The sequence below is a fragment of the Collinsella sp. An271 genome, from assembly GCF_002159695.1.
Classification (GTDB): Bacteria; Actinomycetota; Coriobacteriia; order Coriobacteriales; family Coriobacteriaceae; genus Collinsella; species Collinsella ihumii.
In genome coordinates this window covers 105,912-123,819 of sequence record NZ_NFJE01000007.1, presented here as the reverse complement: position 1 = coordinate 123,819, position 17,908 = coordinate 105,912, and the positions used below count along the sequence as shown (strand labels likewise).

Annotated in this window: 17 protein-coding genes; all 17 read left to right on the top strand. The window is 65.9% G+C overall.

Going from position 1 to position 17,908, the window contains the following annotated elements; all coding sequences use genetic code 11:
* Window positions 1-186 precede the first annotated feature (186 nt).
* On the top strand, window positions 187-1,554 hold the full coding sequence (locus B5F74_RS07800) for a GntP family permease (protein WP_087201425.1): 1,368 nt from the start codon (window positions 187-189) through the stop codon (window positions 1,552-1,554).
* A 129-nt stretch (window positions 1,555-1,683) separates the two neighbouring features.
* Complete coding sequence (locus B5F74_RS07795; protein WP_066830178.1) at window positions 1,684-3,027, top strand: enolase C-terminal domain-like protein; 1,344 nt, start codon at window positions 1,684-1,686, stop codon at window positions 3,025-3,027.
* 298 nt (window positions 3,028-3,325) lie between these two features.
* A complete protein-coding gene (locus B5F74_RS07790) occupies window positions 3,326-4,651 on the top strand; it encodes an enolase C-terminal domain-like protein (protein ID WP_087201423.1) in 1,326 nt (441 codons plus the stop codon).
* Between the two features lie 180 nt (window positions 4,652-4,831).
* The gene (locus tag B5F74_RS07785) at window positions 4,832-5,749 is read left to right on the top strand and encodes a dihydrodipicolinate synthase family protein (RefSeq protein ID WP_087201421.1); all 918 of its coding nucleotides are present in this window, start codon (window positions 4,832-4,834) and stop codon (window positions 5,747-5,749) included.
* 162 nt (window positions 5,750-5,911) lie between these two features.
* Entirely contained in the window at window positions 5,912-7,105 is a 1,194-nt protein-coding gene (locus tag B5F74_RS07780) for a glycerate kinase (protein ID WP_087201419.1), read from the top strand.
* Between the two features lie 98 nt (window positions 7,106-7,203).
* Window positions 7,204-8,088: a 2-hydroxy-3-oxopropionate reductase gene (gene garR / locus B5F74_RS07775; RefSeq protein ID WP_087201416.1), complete on the top strand. Its 885-nt coding sequence runs from the start codon at window positions 7,204-7,206 to the stop codon at window positions 8,086-8,088.
* Between the two features lie 111 nt (window positions 8,089-8,199).
* A complete protein-coding gene (locus B5F74_RS07770) occupies window positions 8,200-9,060 on the top strand; it encodes an MBL fold metallo-hydrolase (RefSeq protein WP_087201415.1) in 861 nt (286 codons plus the stop codon).
* 550 nt (window positions 9,061-9,610) lie between these two features.
* A complete protein-coding gene (rsgA, locus tag B5F74_RS07765; RefSeq protein WP_087201413.1) occupies window positions 9,611-10,780 on the top strand; it encodes a ribosome small subunit-dependent GTPase A in 1,170 nt (389 codons plus the stop codon).
* Window positions 10,781-11,075: 295 nt separating this feature from the next.
* Window positions 11,076-11,912, top strand: a complete 837-nt coding sequence (gene cpaB / locus B5F74_RS07760; RefSeq protein ID WP_087201411.1) for a Flp pilus assembly protein CpaB — start codon at window positions 11,076-11,078, stop codon at window positions 11,910-11,912.
* Entirely contained in the window at window positions 11,912-13,483 is a 1,572-nt protein-coding gene (locus B5F74_RS07755; RefSeq protein WP_087201409.1) for a P-loop NTPase, read from the top strand. Before cpaB ends, B5F74_RS07755 begins: the two co-directional genes overlap by 1 nt.
* A 68-nt stretch (window positions 13,484-13,551) precedes the next feature.
* Window positions 13,552-14,823: an ATPase, T2SS/T4P/T4SS family gene (locus tag B5F74_RS07750; RefSeq protein WP_239283423.1), complete on the top strand. Its 1,272-nt coding sequence runs from the start codon at window positions 13,552-13,554 to the stop codon at window positions 14,821-14,823.
* Window positions 14,796-15,749, top strand: coding sequence for a type II secretion system F family protein (locus B5F74_RS07745; protein WP_239283418.1), 954 nt, complete (start codon window positions 14,796-14,798; stop codon window positions 15,747-15,749). The genes B5F74_RS07750 and B5F74_RS07745 overlap by 28 nt, the downstream gene beginning before the upstream one ends.
* A gap of 12 nt (window positions 15,750-15,761) precedes the next feature.
* Window positions 15,762-16,367 carry a type II secretion system F family protein gene (locus tag B5F74_RS07740; protein ID WP_087201403.1) on the top strand — a complete coding sequence of 202 codons (606 nt, stop codon included), beginning with the start codon at window positions 15,762-15,764 and terminating at the stop codon, window positions 16,365-16,367.
* Between the two features lie 16 nt (window positions 16,368-16,383).
* Window positions 16,384-16,608: a class III signal peptide-containing protein gene (locus tag B5F74_RS07735; RefSeq protein ID WP_239283417.1), complete on the top strand. Its 225-nt coding sequence runs from the start codon at window positions 16,384-16,386 to the stop codon at window positions 16,606-16,608.
* 19 nt (window positions 16,609-16,627) lie between these two features.
* Window positions 16,628-17,161, top strand: a complete 534-nt coding sequence (locus B5F74_RS07730) for a hypothetical protein (RefSeq protein WP_087201401.1) — start codon at window positions 16,628-16,630, stop codon at window positions 17,159-17,161.
* 17 nt (window positions 17,162-17,178) lie between these two features.
* On the top strand, window positions 17,179-17,418 hold the full coding sequence (locus tag B5F74_RS07725; protein WP_066830136.1) for a hypothetical protein: 240 nt from the start codon (window positions 17,179-17,181) through the stop codon (window positions 17,416-17,418).
* Complete coding sequence (locus B5F74_RS07720) at window positions 17,390-17,908, top strand: TadE/TadG family type IV pilus assembly protein (protein WP_239283416.1); 519 nt, start codon at window positions 17,390-17,392, stop codon at window positions 17,906-17,908. Before B5F74_RS07725 ends, B5F74_RS07720 begins: the two co-directional genes overlap by 29 nt.

Sequence of the window (17,908 nt, the reverse complement as noted above, 5' to 3'; positions counted from 1 at the left end):
GGCAGCAGGATGAGCGAGTGTATCGGTGCTTTAGTTTTGGGCGCACGTGGGCGCAACGAGGTGCGGGCCGTCGGCTGCCAGTCTGCCCGACGTGATCGAGTTGTGTGCTGCGTACCCTGATGGAGAGAAAGGAGAGGGGGAGAACACATCTAGTTCCAACGCATGCATCTGTAAGGAGGAAAGAGTATGGATGCAGGACTTCTTAGTCTGATTGGCATTCTCGTAGCCATGGCCTTCCTGATCATCGCTTCGATCAAGGGTCTTCCTATTCTGGTCGTCGGCCCCGTGTCGGCAATCATCGTCTTCGCGTTCTCGAGCATGGGTCCCGCAGAGATCCTGGAGAACATGGCCGGTGCCTACTCTGAGGACTTCGCCGGCTTCTCGCAGAGCAACTTCTTGCTCTTCCTGCCCGCGTGCATCCTGGGCGCCATGTTGGGCGACTGCGGTGCCGCTCAGAAGATCGCCATCAAGATCGGCGACGTCGCCCAGCGTCTGGGCGGCGGCAAGAACGACATGATGTCCAAGTACCTGGTCATCATGGGCCTGTCCCTCATCACCGCCATCCTGTCCTTCGGCGGCGTCTCCGGCTTCGTTGTCATCTTCACCATCGCGCCGATCTGCCGCGAGATCTTCAAGAAGATGGACATTCCTTGGCACTTCGTCATCGCCGTCGCCGTCTACGGCGGCTCCATGTGGACCGCTATTCTGCCGGGCTCCCCGTCCGTCCAGAACCTCATGCCCATGAGCTACCTGGGCACCGAGGCCACTGCGGCTCCGCTCCTGGCCATCGTCACCACGCTCACCTGCATCGTGTTCGGCGCCTGGTACATCTGGTTCGTCCTGCGTCGCAACGAGCGTCGCGGCGAGGGCTACCTGCCCACCGGTAAGCTTATGGAGGAGAACTCCAGCGAGCTCGATACCTCCATCCTGGGTGACACCTGCTCCAACTGGGAGTTCATCAAGGCCCTGCTGCCCTCCATCGTGCTGCTGGTCTGCATGAACGTCATCCTCGTCGACTACGATCCGTGGATCTCGCTGACCATCGGCTGCCTGGTCTGCTATGCCCTGTACTTCAACAAGTTCCAGAACATCGGCAAGACGCTTGGCGCCGGCTGCACCTCCACGATGAAGTCCATCATGAACGTCTCCGCGGTCGTCGGCTTCGGCGCTGCCGTTGAGCTCGCCCCCGGCTTCCAGTACGTCGTCGACAACCTGAACGCCATCCCGGGCACCCCGCTCATCCAGCTCTGCCTGGCCACCAACCTCGTTGCCGGCATCACCGGCTCCGCCTCCGGCGGCGAGGCCATCGCCCTGAACCTGTTCGCTCAGCGCTTCGTCGACATGGGCATCAACCCCGACATCGTGCACCGTGTTGTCGCCGTGTCCTGCTACGGCCTGGACTCCATGCCCTACAACGGCTCGGCCATCAACCGCCTGAACTACACCAACCTCGACTACAAGCGCGGTTATATCCACGAGTTCATCCTGGGAGCTATCTTCCCGTTCATCAACTCGTTCTTCTGCGTCTTCTTGGCATCGATTGGTATCGTGTAGTCAATCATCGACATGAGTTGGGAGGGTCCGGTTTCGAGTCATCGAGATCGGGCCCTTTTGTTTCGCGGAAGGCGGGCGCGGGAGGGTGTTTGGCCGCGCCGGGTCCTTCTGCAAGGAAAGGAGTATCGCATGGACGTCAAGATCGAACGCATGGAGGTCGTGCCGGTCGCTGGCTATGACAGCCCGCTTCTGAACCTCGCCGGCGTGCACGAGCCGTTCTTCACGCGCAACATCGTGGTGCTGACCGACTCGGCCGGCTACACCGGCGTGGGCGAGGTCCCCGGCGGCGAGGTGATCACCAAGCGTCTCGAGAGCCTGATCCCGCTTGTCGAGGGCAAGCCACTCGGCCGCTTCAAGCAGACGCTGCTCGAGGCCCAGGAGTTCCTGAGCGCCAACATGGCCGCCGCTGCCGCCGCCGGCGGGGCCCAGACGGCGCACGCCCAGATCTTCTCCAAGGTCACCAACGTCATCACCGGCATCGAGACCCCCATGCTCGATCTGTTGGCCAAGCATCTCGAGGTGCCCGTCGCCGCGCTGCTCGGTGACGGCCAGGTGCGCGAGGACGTGCGCTTCCTCGGATACCTGTTCTATGTCGCAGACCGCAACGTCGTGGGCGGCCCGTACCTGCACGACGATGACGACTCCGACGAGTGGGGCCGCATCCGCCGCGACCCGGCGCTCACGCCCGAGGCCATCGTGCACCAGGCCGAGGCTGCAGCCGAGCGCTTCGGGTTCCATGACTTCAAGCTCAAGGGCGGCGTGTTCCCCGCGCGCGAGGAGATCCGCGCCATTCGCGCCCTGAAGGAGCGCTTCCCCGAGGCCCGCATCACCATCGACCCCAACGGCGCCTGGTCGCTCGCCGAGTCCGTCGAGGTCTGCCGCGACCTGGTGGGCGTGCTGACCTACTGCGAGGATCCCTGCGGTGCGGAAGGCCGCTTCTCCGGTCGCGAGACCATGGCCGAGTTCCATCGTCAGACGGGCCTGCCCACGGCCACCAACATGATCGACACCGACTGGCGCGAGATGAAGGCGGCCATCCGCCTGGACTCCGTCACGATCCCGCTGGCCGACCCGCACTTCTGGACCATGCAGGGATGCGTGCGCGTGGCGCAGCTCTGCCATGAGATGGACCTCACCTGGGGCGTCCACTCCAACAACCACTTCGACATCTCGCTCATGATGGTCGCGCACGCCGCCGCCGCGGCGCCCGGCTTCGTGAACGCCTGCGATACGCATTACATGTGGCAGGACGGCCAGCATCTGGGCAAGACGGCCCCGCAGTTCCACGACGGCTGCCTCACGGTGCCGCGCGACAGCATCGGCCTGGGCATCGATCTCGACCGCGCCAAGCTGGACGCCGCCCACAAGCTCTATGTGGACAACGGCTGCGGCACGCGCGATGACGCGCGCGGCATGAACGCGCTCATCCCCGGCTGGACCTACGACCCGCATCGTCCGGCCATGGTGCGCTAGCACGCATGCGGAAACGGTCGTCCCGCGTCGTCCAGGCGGCGCGGGACGACCCAATCGGGGAGGGGCCGCATTTTTCCGCGAACGGTCCCGCCTCTGTTCCCAAAGACGTGTCGCGCCCGCTCCCGATGGGCAATTTTACCCCTGATGACCTGCTAGAATAGTACGCAGAACATCTTGTGTCGCGCTGCATCTGCGGCTTATGTCCTATCGAATATGGGAGCGCCTGCACCAGGGCGGTAGATTTAGAACCATCATCTCGACCGGCAGTGATCCCGGTCGCCGAACAGGAGGAGTCCTTATGGTACCCACAATTGAGAAAATCGAAGTCTATCCCGTTGCCGGCTATGACAGCATGCTGCTGAACCTCTCTGGCGCCCACGGTCCGTACTTCACGCGCAACATCGTGATCCTGACCGACTCCGAGGGTGTCGAGGGCATCTCCGAGGTCCCCGGTTCCACCAAGATCACCGAGGTCCTGAACGAGATCGACGACCTGGTCATCGGCCAGCCCATCGGTCAGTACAAGAACATCGTCAAGTCCATCCACGACAAGTACGCCTCGCTCGACGCCGGCGGCCGCGGCAACCAGACGTTCGACCTGCGCACCACCGTGCACGTCCAGACCGCCATCGAGACCGCGCTGCTCGACATCCTCGGCAAGCACCTGAACGTGCCCGTGGCCTCCCTGCTCGGTGACGGCCAGGTCCGCGACTCCGTGCGCTTCCTCGGCTATCTGTTCTATGTGGGCGACCGCAACAAGACCGACCTGCCCTACATCCACGACGACGACGATTCCGACGCCTGGGGTCGCATCCGCCGCGACGAGGCCCTCACGCCCGAGGCCATCGTCGAGCTCGCCAAGGCCGCCTATGAGCGCTACGGCTTCAAGGACTGGAAGCTCAAGGGCGGCGTCTTCTCCTGCCCCGAGGAGCTCGAGGCCATCCGCGCCCTCAAGAAGGAGTTCCCGAACGCCCGCATCGACCTCGACCCCAACGGCGCCTGGTCGCTCGCCGAGGCTGTCGAGAACTGCAAGGACATGGTCGGCATCCTGACCTACTGCGAGGATCCCTGCGGTGCGGAAGGCCGCTTCTCCGCGCGTGAGACCATGGCCGAGTTCCATCGTCTGACCGGCCTGCCCACCGCGACCAACATGGTCGCGACCGACTGGCGCGAGATGAAGGCCGCCATCCGTCTCGACTCCGTGTCCATCCCGCTGGCCGACCCGCACTTCTGGACCATGCAGGGCGCTGCCCGCGTCGCGCAGCTCTGCCACGACATGGACCTCACCTGGGGCGTCCACTCCAACAACCACTTCGACATCTCGCTCGCGATGGTCGCCCACTGCGCTGCCGCCGCGCCCGGCTTTTACAACGCCTGCGATACGCACTGGATCTGGCAGGACGGCCAGTTCCTCACCAAGAACCCGCCCAAGATCGAGGGCGGCGAGATCGCGGTGCCCTACGACGTGCCCGGCCTCGGCATCGAGATCGACCGCGACGCGCTCGAGAAGGCGCATCAGCTCTACGTCGAGAATGACCTCGGTACGCGCAACGACGCCATCGCCATGCAGTACCTCATCCCCGGCTGGAAGTTCGACGGCAAGCGCCCCTGCCTGGTTCGCTAACCGCTCTGGGCGCCGGCACCGCGCAGCGCGCCAAACTGGTACGCGGAACACGGTTCCGGTGCCGGTGCCCTGTGCCTCTCGTCGCGTATACCATAGTTCGAGAGGCGAATATCCCATATAACTAGATGTGTCAAGCACGAACCGTCATTTTTTCGGTAAATGCGCGAGATTGGAGCACGAATGGCAAGCAAGTTCGATGTCGAGCGCCTTAAGGGCATCGTCGTCCCCATCATCACCCCGGTTACCGATGCCTATGACGGCAAGATCGATATCGCGCGCCTGTGCGATCAGGTCGACTACGTCATCGAGCACGGTGTCGACGGCATCCTGGCGTTCGGGTCCAACTCCGAGTTCTACATGTTCGACGACGACGAGATGATCGAGGCCACCCGTGCCATCGTCGAGCGCGCCGCCGGTCGCGTGCCGGTGTTCTTCGGTGTCGGCCACATCCGCACCTCCAAGGCCGTCACGCTCGCCAAGCGCGCCGCCGAGCTGAACGTCGACGCGGTCTCCGTGCTCACCCCGATGTTCATCCATCCCACCGAGGAGGCCAACTACCACCACTTCAAGGCGGTTGCCGACGCCATCCCCGACACGATGGTGCTCATCTACAGCAACCCCGGTCGCGCCGGTTACGCCATGACGCGCAACACCATCTCCCGCATCGCGCATGACTGCGAGAACATCGTGGGCATCAAGGACTCCTCGGGCGACATCACGAACCTCCAGGAGCTCATCCGCCTGACCGATGACATCGACTTCGCCGTGTTCGCCGGCAAGGACACCGTTGTGTTCCCGGCTCTGTGCTGCGGCGCCGTGGGTGCGGTGTGCTCCACGTCCAACATGTACCCCGAGCTGGTCTGCGGCATCTACGACAAGTTCGTGGAGGGCGACTACAAGGGCTCCCTTGAGTACCAGACCAAGCTCAACCCGATTCGTCTGTCCCAGGACGCCGCCAGCTTCCCGGCTGCCACCAAGGACATGGCCAACCTCATGGGCATGAACGCCGGTCCGTCCGTGCTGCCCACCGAGCCCGCCGACGGCGCTGCGCTCGAGGGCATGAAGGCGGCCATGCGCGCCGGTGGCTACCTCGACTAGCTCTCCCTTTTCCTTGCCGGTCGCCTTGGGCGACCGGCCTTCCTCATCTAGCGCGGGGCGTGTCCCTGCCTATATGGCGCCCCGCGCATTTTGATGTTCCTGCGGCCGCTTTGGCCGGTACATAGGCTCAAGCACAGCTTCAACTTTCGAGAGGAGGTTTCCATGGACAAGCTATCCGTTTTGATCGCGTCTGACTCGTTCAAGGGGTCCGTTTCGAGCCTCGGCATCGCCGATCTGCTCGAGCAGGGCATCCATCGCGTCGTTCCCGACTGCGAGGTCCGCAAGTTCGCCATCGCCGACGGCGGCGAGGGCACGGTCGAGGCCATCGTCTCCGGCGTGGGCGGCGAGATGCGCGAGGTCGAGGTCTCCGGACCGCTTGGCGACACCGTGTGCGCCCACTACGGCTTCATCGGCGAGGACACCGCGATTCTGGAGATGGCTGAGGCGAGCGGCATCACGCTCATCGAGCAGAACAGCGACAATGCCCTGCGCGCTTCCACCTGGGGCGTCGGACAGGTCATGCTGGATGCCATCGACCATGGAGCCAAGCGCATCTATATCGGTTTGGGCGGTTCGGCTACAAGTGACGGCGGCGCCGGCATGGCCAAGGCGCTCGGCATTCGCTTTTTGAACGCGGACGGCGAGGACATCCCTTGCGGTCTGGTCGGGCTGGGCGAGCTCGCGTCGATCGATTGCTCCCAGATGACCGATAAGCTCGACGGCATCGAGGTCGTCGCGCTGACGGACGTGACGAGCCCGCTGACGGGTCCGGATGGTGCCGTGTGCGTGTTCGGTCCGCAGAAGGGCATCCCCGCCGATCAGACGACTCACTTCGATGCGTGGATGGCCCGCTATGCCGAGATCATGAACGCCACGGTCGGCCGTGCGGTCGACGCGGTGCCCGGTTCGGGTGCTGCCGGCGGCCTCGGCGCGGCGCTCGTCGCGTTCTGCGGCGCGCGCATCCAGCGCGGCATCGAGACGCTGCTCGATCTCATCGGGCTCGAGGACGCCATGGACGGTGTTGATTTGGTGATCACGGGCGAGGGCCGCATGGACTCCCAATCGGCGTTTGGCAAGGCACCCATAGGTGTGGCCAAGCGCGCCAAGCGCCACGGCATCCCGGTGGTCGCGGTCGTCGGCGGACGTGCCGACGATTTGGGTACCGTATATGACGAGGGCATCGACCTGGTGCTCTCCATCGCCACGGGCCCGATCACGCTCGCCGAGAGCATCGCGCACGCCGATACGCTCGTGCCGATTGCGGGCGAGAACGCCATTCGCGCGCTGCTGCTGGGATCCAAGCTCCGCGCCGAGCACGAGTCCCAGGAAGCGTCCGCGATCTCCTCTGCAGAATAACGGTGCTGCAGGCTCTCTGAATCCCTTTGGGGTTCCCGCCCGCGTTTTGCGGGCGTGAACATAGGCAGGCTGTTGTAATGAAAAGAAAGGACAGCAGTATGAATGTAGGATTTGTCGGTCTGGGTATCATGGGCAAGCCCATGTCCATCAACGTCCAGAAGGCTGGTCACACGGTCTATGCGTTCGACTTCAACATCGAGCGCGCGAACGACCTCGTCGAGCTCGGCGGCGTTGCCTGCGCAAGCGGCAAGGAGGTCGCTGAGAAGTCCGACGTCATCATCACCATGCTCCCCAACTCCCCGCACGTCGAGGCCGCGCTCTTCAACGAGAACGGCATCGCCGAGGGTCTTTCCGCTGGCAAGTGCGTCATCGACATGAGCTCCATCGCTCCGCTGGCGAGCCGCGACTTCGCTAAGCGCCTCGAGGAGATCGGCGTCGACTTCCTGGACGCCCCCGTCTCCGGCGGCGAGCCCAAGGCCATCGACGGCACCATCGCCGTCATGGTCGGCGGCAAGGAGGAGGTCTTCGCCAAGTACGAGGACCTGCTCAAGACCATGGCCTCCACGGTCACCCTCGTGGGCGAGGTCGGCGCTGGTAACATCACCAAGCTCGCCAACCAGATGATCGTCGCCATCAACATCGCCGGTGTCGCCGAGGCCTACTCCCTCGCCAAGAAGGCCGGTGTCGATCCTTCCCGCGTCTACCAGGCCATCCGCTCCGGTCTGGCCGGCTCCACGGTCATGGATCAGAAGTCCCAGAAGATCTTCGACGGCGACTTCACCCCTGGCTTCCGCATCGAGCTCCACATCAAGGACCTGCAGAACGTCATGGACACCTCTCACGGCGTGAACGTCTCCGTGCCGTTCTCCTCGCTCGCGATGGAGATCATGCAGTCCCTCAAGGCCCATGGCCACGAGAAGGACGACCACTCCGGTATCGCCGAGTGGTACGAGATGGTCAACGACATGAAGCTCCAAGGCTAAGTGTCGATCAAGACGTCTTTGCCGTCTGCCGGGCGCCCCGCATCGGGGCGCCCGGTTTTTTCTTAAGGCAGCAGGCGGCATGTTCCGCCTGCGTATGAGGGGGAGGGCCCTATGCCGTTTCGTTGCACGCCGCCGATTCCGGGCGTGTTCGCCCGCGCATCCGAGCGTCCGTGGGAGCTTGCGGTCGAGCCGTTCCAGGTTGCCCCGCGCACGTACTATGTAGCCGGTCAGCGCTGGGTCGGCTGCTATCTCATCGATACGGGCGCGGGATGCATCCTGATCGACACGGCGGTGTCGGAGACCTGTCCTTTGCTGATCGACTCGGTCCACAAGCTGGGATACCAGCTCTCCGATATCAAGCTCATCCTCATCTCCCACGCGCACGTCGACCACTGCGGCGCGGCCGGTATGCTGGCGCATCTCACGGGTGCCAAGGTCCTCATGAGCCGCGAGGACACCGAGTTCATGCGCGCCTGCCCAGAGGAGACGACGCATCTCGATGCGCGCCTGCATGCGCAGCCGTTTGAGGTTGATGGCTACTTCTCGGACGAGCATCCCGTCGAGCTGGGGGACATATCGGTGCGCACGCTGCTGACGCCTGGCCACACCTGCGGCTGCACGTCATTTTTCTGGGAAGTCGAAAACCCCGCGAACGGCGAGCGGTATACCGTCGCCATGCATGGCGGCGTGGGCGCGAACACCATGAACGACGACTATTACCGGACAAGCGCCTACCTCACCCCGGCGCTGCGCACGCGCTTCATCGACGATGCCGAGCGCATCGCTGCCATTCCGGTCGATATCGCGCTGCCGAGCCACCCCAACCAGATCGAGATCATGGATTGCGCGGGAACCTATACGGATGAGGGCCAGCCGTACCGGGATGCGACGGTCTGGGGAGACTTCCTGCGCGAGCGCGTGCGTCAGGTTCGCGAATACGACCCGGGTCCGCAGGAGCTTCAGCGTGCGTAGGGCTCCGTCGAGTGGCGTGAGGGAACATTCCACGGGTGCATAAAGATGGTTTGCAGACCATGGGACGGGGCGTGGCGCCCGCCTATAGTCTGAACCATGATCGGATACGGGAATCAAGAACACCGCAAGGACACGTGCACACCGTAAGGACACGAAGAAGCACGATAAAGCTCCTACCATAGAGGTAGCGAGACGAGGCGTCTCCCAGAACCTGCTTTCTCTCCCCTGAGGCGGGCGGACCTCAGCTTTTTTGCCACTTTTCCTCCTTTCATGGCGAAAAGGCTGAAGCCGCCCGCCTTTTTGTGTTCTTCAGGTCCGCGTGTTTAGCCTGCGATCACATCAAAGCGTCCGCCAACGGACCGTGAGTGGAGGCTCCACTGAGCGAGTAGTGAATGCTCATAGGTCCGCCCGCACGGGTGCCTGGGCGGCAGGAGTGATGCTCACGCGCCCGTCCCCATGGGTAGGCGCGGCAGCCCGGCGCGAACGCAGTTAATCAGTGCTTCCCTTGCGTTACACTGGGCGATGTCGTCTTTCGAGCGGAGGGGCTCCTATGGGCAAGAACAAGGCAAAGGGCAAGCGCCGGTCGCATGCAGCGCCCGTCGACACGGCTGCCATGATGGCGACGCTGCCGCAGGTCGATGCGTTGCACGATGTGCCCACCTTCGCCGACATGCATATCGACGATGCGCAGCGGGCCGCGCACGAGTCGTTCTGCGCTGCGCTCGCGGCGACGGATGCGCAGGCGGCCTCCGAGATGCACATGGGATGCGTCGTGCGCCTCGACCGCGGGTTCCCGCTCGTCGCGACCGCAGAGCGCGTGTTCCGCGCCGAGCACGCGGTGAGCTTCGCCAAGGGGCGCTCCGAGGGGGAGCGCCTGCTTCCTGCGGTCGGCGACGTCGTGACGGTTCGGCTGGCCCCCGGCCACGATATGGGCGTGATCGAGCGCGTGCTCCCGCGCAGGACCTCGTTCGAGCGGTGGCGGGGCAAAAACCGCGGTGAGAGGCAGGTGCTCGCCGCCAACGTCGATACGATCTTCATCGTGCAGCCGCTCGGCGCCTCCCGCGACACCTCGACGCTCGTCCGCGACCGTATCGCCCGCTCCCTTGTGCTCGCCTACGATTGCGGCGCCGAGCCGGTGGTCGTCTTCACCAAGGCCGATCGCTGCGACGCGGACGAGCTCTCATCCATCTTGGCCGATACGAGGCGTCTTGTCGGATCCGAGGTGCGGGTCATCGTCACGTCCTCGATGGAGGGGACGGGCCTGGACGAGATTCGTCTCTGCGTGCCGCACGGCACCTGCGCCATGATTCTGGGCGAATCGGGTGCGGGCAAGTCGACGCTGCTCAACGCGTTGCTCGGGCACGAGGCCATGGCTACGGGCGAGGTGCGCGAGCGCGACGATGCGGGACGCCATACCACCGTCGCGCGCGTGATGGTGGCGCTGCCCGAACCCTGCGGCGTGATGACCGATGCGCCCGGCCTGCGCAGCCTTCCGCTGGTGGGGCATGAGCGCGGCCTTGCCCGCGCGTTCCCCGAGATCGTCGTGGCGGCCCGCGCGTGCCGGTTCAACGACTGCACGCATACGCATGAACCGGGCTGCGCCGTGCGCGAGGCCCAGCAGGCCGGCGACATCGACGGCATCCGCCTCGAGGCCTTCCTCGCGCTCGCATCCGAGATGCGCGTCAGCGCGCAGAGCCTCGACCCCGACATCAAGCTCTAGGGAAACACCGACCAATGAATGGGTCATTTGGGGACGGGTTCGTTCCAACCCATCGGCGGCTTGCGCTGCCGCCGATGGGTTGGAACGAACCCGTCCCCAAATGACCCATTCCTTACGGACATCTAACACGTCTGTTTGATATGGGAAAGTCCCTCGTCAGATGGCGAGGGACTTTCTTTTTTCGATTCGGATGACCCTTCGATCCCCTCGGACAATTGAATCGTTCCGCACGGCAGGACCGAACAGGCGATGCGCGTGGCGGATACCCAGCAGGTGCCGATGAGGGGAGCGCTTCGTGAAACGCAGTGTCAGGCTCGCGATCAGCGTGGTTACGGGAATCGCGGCGGCTGTCGTAGCGCTGGCCTACGCCTCGTCGGTGCGACAGGAGGCGCAGGCTGCGCAGCAGGAGGCCCTCGCGCGCTATGGCGGCGAGCTCGTGGCCGTTTGCGTGGCCTCGCGCAACATCGAACCGGGCGACATGATCGACGAGGGGAACGTGGTCGTCGAGGAGTGGGTGACCAGCCTGCTGCCTCCCGAGGCCATGACTTCGCTGGGCGATGTCGCCGGTCGCGTCGCGACCTCGCACATCCCCGAGCGGGCAGTACTCTCACCGGTCTATTTCGAGACGCAATCCGGCTCGCTGGAGATTCCTGCCGACAAGGTCGCGGTGTGCGTGGCGAGCGATCCGCAGCATGCGGTGGGCGGATCGCTCGCGCGCGGCGACACGGTGGATGTGTACGTGTCCGATGCCGAGATCGCCGACCGCCTGCTGTCGGCGCGCGTGCTGGACACAAGCGCGCTCGCCCAGGGCGGCGGCGATCTGAGCTGGGTGACGCTGGCGGTCGATCCCGAGCGGGTGTCCGAGGTGCTCGCGGCGATGTCCGCCGGCCAGATCACGCTGGTCGCTCCCGGACGGGACGGCGGCGTATCGGATGACGCCGCTGACGAGGACGATTCGGCGGCAACCGATGCGGGCGATACCGAGCGGGCATCTGGTGGCGATGCGGTCAGCGAGGCGTCCTCGGATCAGACCGATGAGGATGCGCACCGTGAAGAAAGTAGGGATGGGGGCTCTGTCGGCTCGTCAGAAGACGAGGGGGCTTCCGTGGAAGAGAAGCGTGGTGATGCTTGATGGGATCGATGTGGCTGGCGTGCTGCAACGGGAGCGAGGCGCCCCGGGTTCGGCACGAGATCGAGGCGCGCGATGCGGGCGCACGGCTGCTGCGCGTCGATGATGCGGCGAGCCTGCTCGCGGTGGCACAGGTCATGGCGGGGATCGCCGCCGGTGCGGCGGTCTGCGTGCATGATGGCGAGGACGCTGAGGGAGCTATCGAGAACCTGGTGCGCCTGGAGCGCGCCGAGACCGTTCTGGCGTTTGTCGACGAGGCGGATGCGGGGCTCATCGCCCGCCTCTTTTTTGCAGGAGCAACCGAGGTCATCGCTGTTGGAGACGTGTGTGTTGACGGCGACGGCGAAAGGGCGTGTGCGGGAGAGGGTCCCGAGCCAGTTCTGCGGCCGGAGCGTGCAAGCGGCGATGACCTCGAGCTCGAAGTTCCGCCGTGGGAGTGTGCCGAGCCTGCGCGCGAGGATATCGGGGAAGACGCGTATGCGCGGACGCCGGGTGATTCCGATGACAAGAAGACGGAGGGCGCGGATGCGCGACCCGTCTCGGCCGGACCGACGGCGCCGGACGCGCCTGACCGGGCCGATGGGGGCGGAAAGCCCGTTGCGCGAGATGCCTGCGAGCCCAAGCCTGCAGATGGCGGTGCCGCGGAGCCCGGGGAGGATGCGACGGCGTCGCGACCGGTGCCGGACGCGGTGACGTTTTCGCCAAGAACTGGCGGGGCGGAGGTCGGCGGCGCACCGTTGGTGGTCGCCATCTCCGGTTTGGGTGGGTGCGGAAAGACGACGGTTGTTTCGGCCATGGCGTGGCAGGCGGCGCAGATGGGGTTGCGCGCGGCGGTCGTCGATCTTGATCTGATGTTTGGAAACCTGCACAACCTCATGGGGGTCGAGCGGGTGTGCGACCTGGGGCGGCTGGTCGATGCCGACGGCAAGCCGGTATGCTCCCAGGAGATGATCGAGGCGACGGCGATGCGGATCGCCCCGGGACTCACCCTGTGGGGGCCGTGCTTTGCCCCCGAGTACGCGGAGCTCATGGCGGCTCCCGTCGAGGAGCTGATCGGCGTGCTGCGCCACGAGGCCGATGTGATCTTCGCCGACACGTCGGTATTCTGGGGAGATGCGGTGGCGTCGGCCGTGTCGAGCTGTAACCGCTGCCTGGTGGTGGGGAGCGGCAGCGTCTCGGCGGAGACCTCCACGGTGCGCGCCGTCGCCCTGGCCACGCGCATCGGGGTTCCCAAGACGCGCATGACATGCCTGTTCAATCGGTTCGGAGCTCCCGGCTGCGACGAGGAGCGCGCCATGCGCTTTGAGATGGCGGTCGCCCTGCGCTCGCGTGCGCGCATTTCCGATGGGGGCCAGACGGTGCACGACCTGCTGTCGTTCGGCAAGCTCGGCGACCTCATGGCCACCTCGAACCCATTTACCCGCGACGTGCAGACGACGACCTACGGTCTGCTCAAGGAGCTCGGTTGCCCCTTGGAGGGGTGGGAGGGCCAGCAGCAGGCGCTCGGCGCGCAGAACGGCTCGCGCTCTCGCATCAAACTGCCCTGGAAGCATGAGGAAGGGGCGGGGCAATGAGCGTTCTCGAGCGCGTGAGGCGCGCGGAGCGCTTCGACGACGAGGGCGTCGAGGGCCTGGAAGGCCTGATGGACGAGCGCCTGCGCGAGGTCAAGCGAACGGTTAAGCGCGAGATGATGGAGCGCATGGGCTTTGCCGAGGTCGCGCGCATGGCCAACGCAGCGGATGCCGCGCGGTCGCGCGAGGAGCTTCGGCCGGTGATCGAGGCGGTGCTCAACACGAGCGAGACGGCGGAGGTCGACGCGGCGGACCGTGCGCGCATCATCAACGAGGTGCTTGACGACGTGGTGGGGCTCGGCCCCCTGCAGCCGCTGCTCGACGACGAGAGCGTGACCGAGATCATGGTGAACGGCTGCACGTCGGCGTTTTTCGAGCGCGGCGGAACGCTGCATCCCATGCCCGACGTGTTCGAGAACGACGAGCAGATCCGCATCATCATCGATCGCATCATCTCGCCGCTCGGCAGGCGCGTGGACGAGCGCAGCCCGCTGGTGAACGCCCGTCTGCCGAGCGGCTACCGCGTGAACGCGGTCATCCCTCCCATCGCCATCGACGGTCCGACGCTGACGATCCGCAAGTTCTCGGACCGCATCAGCTCGCTGGCTCAGCTCGTCGAGATGGGTTCGCTGCCCGACTGGTACGCAAGGCTGCTGTCGTGCGCGGTGTCGCTCAGGCAGGATCTGGCGGTGGCAGGGGGTACCGGCTCGGGCAAGACCACGTTGCTCAACGCGCTGTCGTGCGAGATCGGCCTCGGGGAGCGCATCGTGACCATCGAGGATTCCGCCGAGCTCAAGTTCTCGCGGCACCCGCATGTGGTCCGTCTGGAAGCGCGCGAGGCGTCGATCGAGGGCGAGGGCGCGGTGAGCATCCGCGACCTGGTGACCAACGCGCTGCGCATGAGGCCCGACCGCATCGTGGTCGGAGAGGTGCGCGGCGCCGAGTGCATCGACATGCTGCAGGCCATGAGCACTGGCCACGACGGCTCGCTGACGACGCTGCACGCGGGCTCCGCCCGCGAGGCGATCGTGCGCCTGACGCTTCTGGCGCGCTACGGCATCGACCTGCCGGGGGACCTGATCGAAGAGCAGATCGCGATGGCCCTCGACGGCATCGTCATGTCGGCGCGCCTGCCGGGCGGGCGGCGCTACGTCTCCTCGTTTGCCGGCGTGTCGCGCGCGGAGGGCGGCGGCGTGGAGCTGACCGAGTACGTGGCCTTCGATGCGGCGACGCGGACGTGGGAGCTCGTATGCGAGCCGCCGTTTATCGAGGAGGGGCTGCGGTCGGGTTTGTTGAGCAGGGAGGAGGTGGAGCGATGGAGGTCCTTGTGTCCTGCTGCGTAGGCGCGCTCGTCATGGTGAGCGCGGGCATGGCGCTGGTGACGGCAGGTGCGAGTGCCGCCACCCCCTATGTGCTCCAGACGGCCGCCACGCCGCTCGAATCTTTATGCGGGATGGCCCGGCGCCTGGGGTCGGCGCTGCTGGGCGGCAAGAGCTCCTCCGTCGTACCCGTTGCGCGCGCGTTGGGCGAGCTGCGCTTTGCGGCGTGGGGCCGGACGCGCCCGCTTGGGAGTGCGGACGACGCGACGCTTCTGGGGCTGGTCGTGATGATGAGCGCGGTGTCCGGCGTGGTCGTATCGGTGGTGGCGCATGCGCTGCCGGCGCTGCCGATCGGATTGGCGCTGCCCTCGGTGGTCCTGGTGGTGCTGTCATCGCGCAGGGCCCATCGCGAGGCGGGCCGTCTGGAGGAGGCGATGCCCGAGGCGTTCGGGGCGCTCGCCATATCGCTGGGGTCGGGTCACTCCCTGTCGCAGGCCATGCGCTACGTGGGGAGCCATGCCGAGGAGCCCGTCCGCTCGGAGTTCATGCGTGTCTCGTTCGCGGTGGATTGCGGGATCTCGGCGGTGGATGCGCTCGACGCCATGTTGGCGCGCCTGCGCGCCCCGGGGCTCGACCTGGTGGTGCTCGCCCTCAAGGTCTCCCAGAGAACGGGCGCCCCGCTGAAGGATTTGCTCGCGGAGGCGACGCGTATGGTCAGCGCGCGCATCGAGCTGCGCCGGATGCTGGACGTCAAGACGTCGCAGGCACGTCTGTCGGCACGGCTGGTCGCCTGCATGCCGGTCGGGATGCTGGCGGTGCTCTCGCTGATCTCCCAGGATTTCCGCGCCGGCTTGGCGATGCCGATCGGTGCGGCATCGGTTGCGTTGGCGCTGGTGCTCAACGTGGCGGCGCTCGTCGTAATCCACAAGATCATGAAGGTCGAGCTGTGAGAGGAGGTCGGTATGCAACAGGTTCTATGGGTGGGCGCCGTTGGTTTGTCGGTTGCGCTCTGCGCGTGGTTCGTGCTGGAGCTGGATGGGCGGAGGCTGTTGGGGTCGATGCGGGCGAGCGCCGCGCGCGTGGACGCGCTGCGTGCGGCGCGCAGAGGAAGGGCGGCGGGCGCGACGGTGACGCTGGGGCAGGTATCCGAGATGGTCGACGTGATCAGGCTCGGGCTGTCCGCGGGGTTGTCGTTCGATGCCGCGCTGGGAATGTATTGCGAACACAGCCGCGACGCGCTCGCGTCGCGTATGGCGCGCGCCCGCCTGGGCTGGCAGATGGGCATGGAGACGAGGGAGGAGGGCCTCATGGCCGTGGCGCGCGACGTCGAGGTGCGGCAGCTCGAGTCGTTTGCGGTGTCGGTCGGGCAGGCCCATGCGTTGGGGGCACCGCTTGCCGACACACTGGCACGGCAGGGGCACGAGATGCGCGCGGCGCACCGTGCGGCCGTGGAGCGCGAGATCGAGCGGGCTCCGGTCAAGATGCTGATCCCCACCGGCGTGCTCATCTTGCCGGCGCTGCTGCTGTCTATCGTGGGGCCGCTCATCGCATCGAGCGGGGCGGCATGAGGTAAGGAGGGTTCATATGGAACGGATGACGAAGCTGATCGGGTGCGTGCGGACGCAGGCGGCCGAGGTCGGGACGCTGCTTCGCGAGGAGCGGGCGCAGGGCACCATGGAGTACGCGATCTTGGTCGCGGTGCTGGTGGTTGTGGCCATCGCTGCGATAACGGCGGTCGGCCCCATGATCGGCGACATGTGGACGGCGATCGAGGACGGCGTCACGGAAGCGACCGGTGCGGTCGGATAGGGGCGTCGGGCCTCGTCGCATGCGGTGGGCGCTTTTCGCGCTGCCGGCCGCATGCCTTGCCGTGGCGCTTGGGGCGCTGTGGTGGACTCAGGGCGTGGCGGATATCGTCGCGCCCTCCTCGTCTGAAGCGACCGGGCAGCGGGCTGAGGACGCCCCGGGCGAGCGGAGCGCCGTCGAGACGGTCGATTCCGATGTCGAGCGGATGTTCGAGCGGGCGGAGGTCGTGATGGAGAAGGCCGTCGAGTCATCCGCCGATTCGTTCATATCCGATCTTGGCGCCGGTGCCGAAAAGGGAGCCCAGGGCGCGGCGGTGCGATGGTCCGAGCAGCGCGATCTGGTCGGGCCCGCGCAGGATGTGCTGTACGCCTATGCGGAGCTTCCCGAGGCCGAGCTCATGAGCAGCGGATACCTCGACCTCGCGGGGAACGTCTGGGTGGCGCTGGTCCAGGGCGGCCGGGAGTGGGTCGACATGGTGTATCTGGCGTCCAACGAGGAGCGAAGCGAGACGGATGTGCATATCGTCCGCCTGCGGGCGGAGATACCGGATAGCTAGGAGGGCGGGATGAGGAGATGGGGGCAATCGACCGCGGAGTTCGCGAAATCCGGCGTCTCGCCGTGCGCGCCGCAGGGGAGCAGCGGGCCCAGGGGACCCTCGAGTACGCATTGGTGTTCTGCATGCTGCTCGCGATCGTGCTGGGTCTGGCGGCCATCTGGAAAGCGGGCGAGCAGGGCCTGTTCGCCCGCTTGGTCGAGGATGCGGCCTCGCACGGCCTCGACCCGCTTGGCGTCTTGGACATCTTGCTGTACTGAGCTTGCGCGCGAGCGGTCGGCGCAGGCGACCGTCGAGGCCGCCTTCCTGCTGCCGACGTTTCTGGTGCTGTTGCTGTTGGCGCTGCAGCCGGTGTGCATGCTCTACACCCGCAGCGTGATGGAGTCGGCCGCCTCCGAGACCGCGCGCCTGATGGTCACGGCGCAGGAGGACAACGACATGACGCTGAAGGCGTTCGCAGTGCGTCGTCTCCAGGCCGTGCCCGATCTGGACATCTTCCATGCGGGCGGGCCCGCCTCGTGGGACGTCCGCCTCACGCGCGCCGAGGACACCGGCGGGGCGGTCGGCGTGTCGATCAAGGGGTACGTGACGCCGTTGCCGGTGCTCGGCGCGTTCGCCTCGGCGTTCGGCAAGACGAACATCTACGGCGATGTGGAGATGGAGGTGACGGTGGCATATGAAGGACGTCCGAGCTGGCTGGAGGGCGATTACGAGACGTGGATGGAGATGTGGGAGGAAGAAGAGGCGTGA

Coding starts and splice junctions, on each gene's coding strand:
- B5F74_RS07795 (WP_066830178.1), top strand. CDS start 1,684: ATGGACGTCAAGATCGAACGCATGGAGGTCGTGCCGGTCGCTGGCTAT.
- B5F74_RS07740 (WP_087201403.1), top strand. CDS start 15,762: ATGCAACAGGTTCTATGGGTGGGCGCCGTTGGTTTGTCGGTTGCGCTC.
- B5F74_RS07790 (WP_087201423.1), top strand. CDS start 3,326: ATGGTACCCACAATTGAGAAAATCGAAGTCTATCCCGTTGCCGGCTAT.
- B5F74_RS07725 (WP_066830136.1), top strand. CDS start 17,179: ATGGGGGCAATCGACCGCGGAGTTCGCGAAATCCGGCGTCTCGCCGTG.
- B5F74_RS07750 (WP_239283423.1), top strand. CDS start 13,552: ATGGACGAGCGCCTGCGCGAGGTCAAGCGAACGGTTAAGCGCGAGATG.
- garR (WP_087201416.1), top strand. CDS start 7,204: ATGAATGTAGGATTTGTCGGTCTGGGTATCATGGGCAAGCCCATGTCC.
- B5F74_RS07745 (WP_239283418.1), top strand. CDS start 14,796: ATGGAGGTCCTTGTGTCCTGCTGCGTAGGCGCGCTCGTCATGGTGAGC.
- rsgA (WP_087201413.1), top strand. CDS start 9,611: ATGGGCAAGAACAAGGCAAAGGGCAAGCGCCGGTCGCATGCAGCGCCC.
- B5F74_RS07800 (WP_087201425.1), top strand. CDS start 187: ATGGATGCAGGACTTCTTAGTCTGATTGGCATTCTCGTAGCCATGGCC.
- B5F74_RS07730 (WP_087201401.1), top strand. CDS start 16,628: ATGCGGTGGGCGCTTTTCGCGCTGCCGGCCGCATGCCTTGCCGTGGCG.
- B5F74_RS07770 (WP_087201415.1), top strand. CDS start 8,200: ATGCCGTTTCGTTGCACGCCGCCGATTCCGGGCGTGTTCGCCCGCGCA.
- B5F74_RS07735 (WP_239283417.1), top strand. CDS start 16,384: ATGGAACGGATGACGAAGCTGATCGGGTGCGTGCGGACGCAGGCGGCC.
- B5F74_RS07755 (WP_087201409.1), top strand. CDS start 11,912: ATGGGATCGATGTGGCTGGCGTGCTGCAACGGGAGCGAGGCGCCCCGG.
- B5F74_RS07785 (WP_087201421.1), top strand. CDS start 4,832: ATGGCAAGCAAGTTCGATGTCGAGCGCCTTAAGGGCATCGTCGTCCCC.
- B5F74_RS07780 (WP_087201419.1), top strand. CDS start 5,912: ATGGACAAGCTATCCGTTTTGATCGCGTCTGACTCGTTCAAGGGGTCC.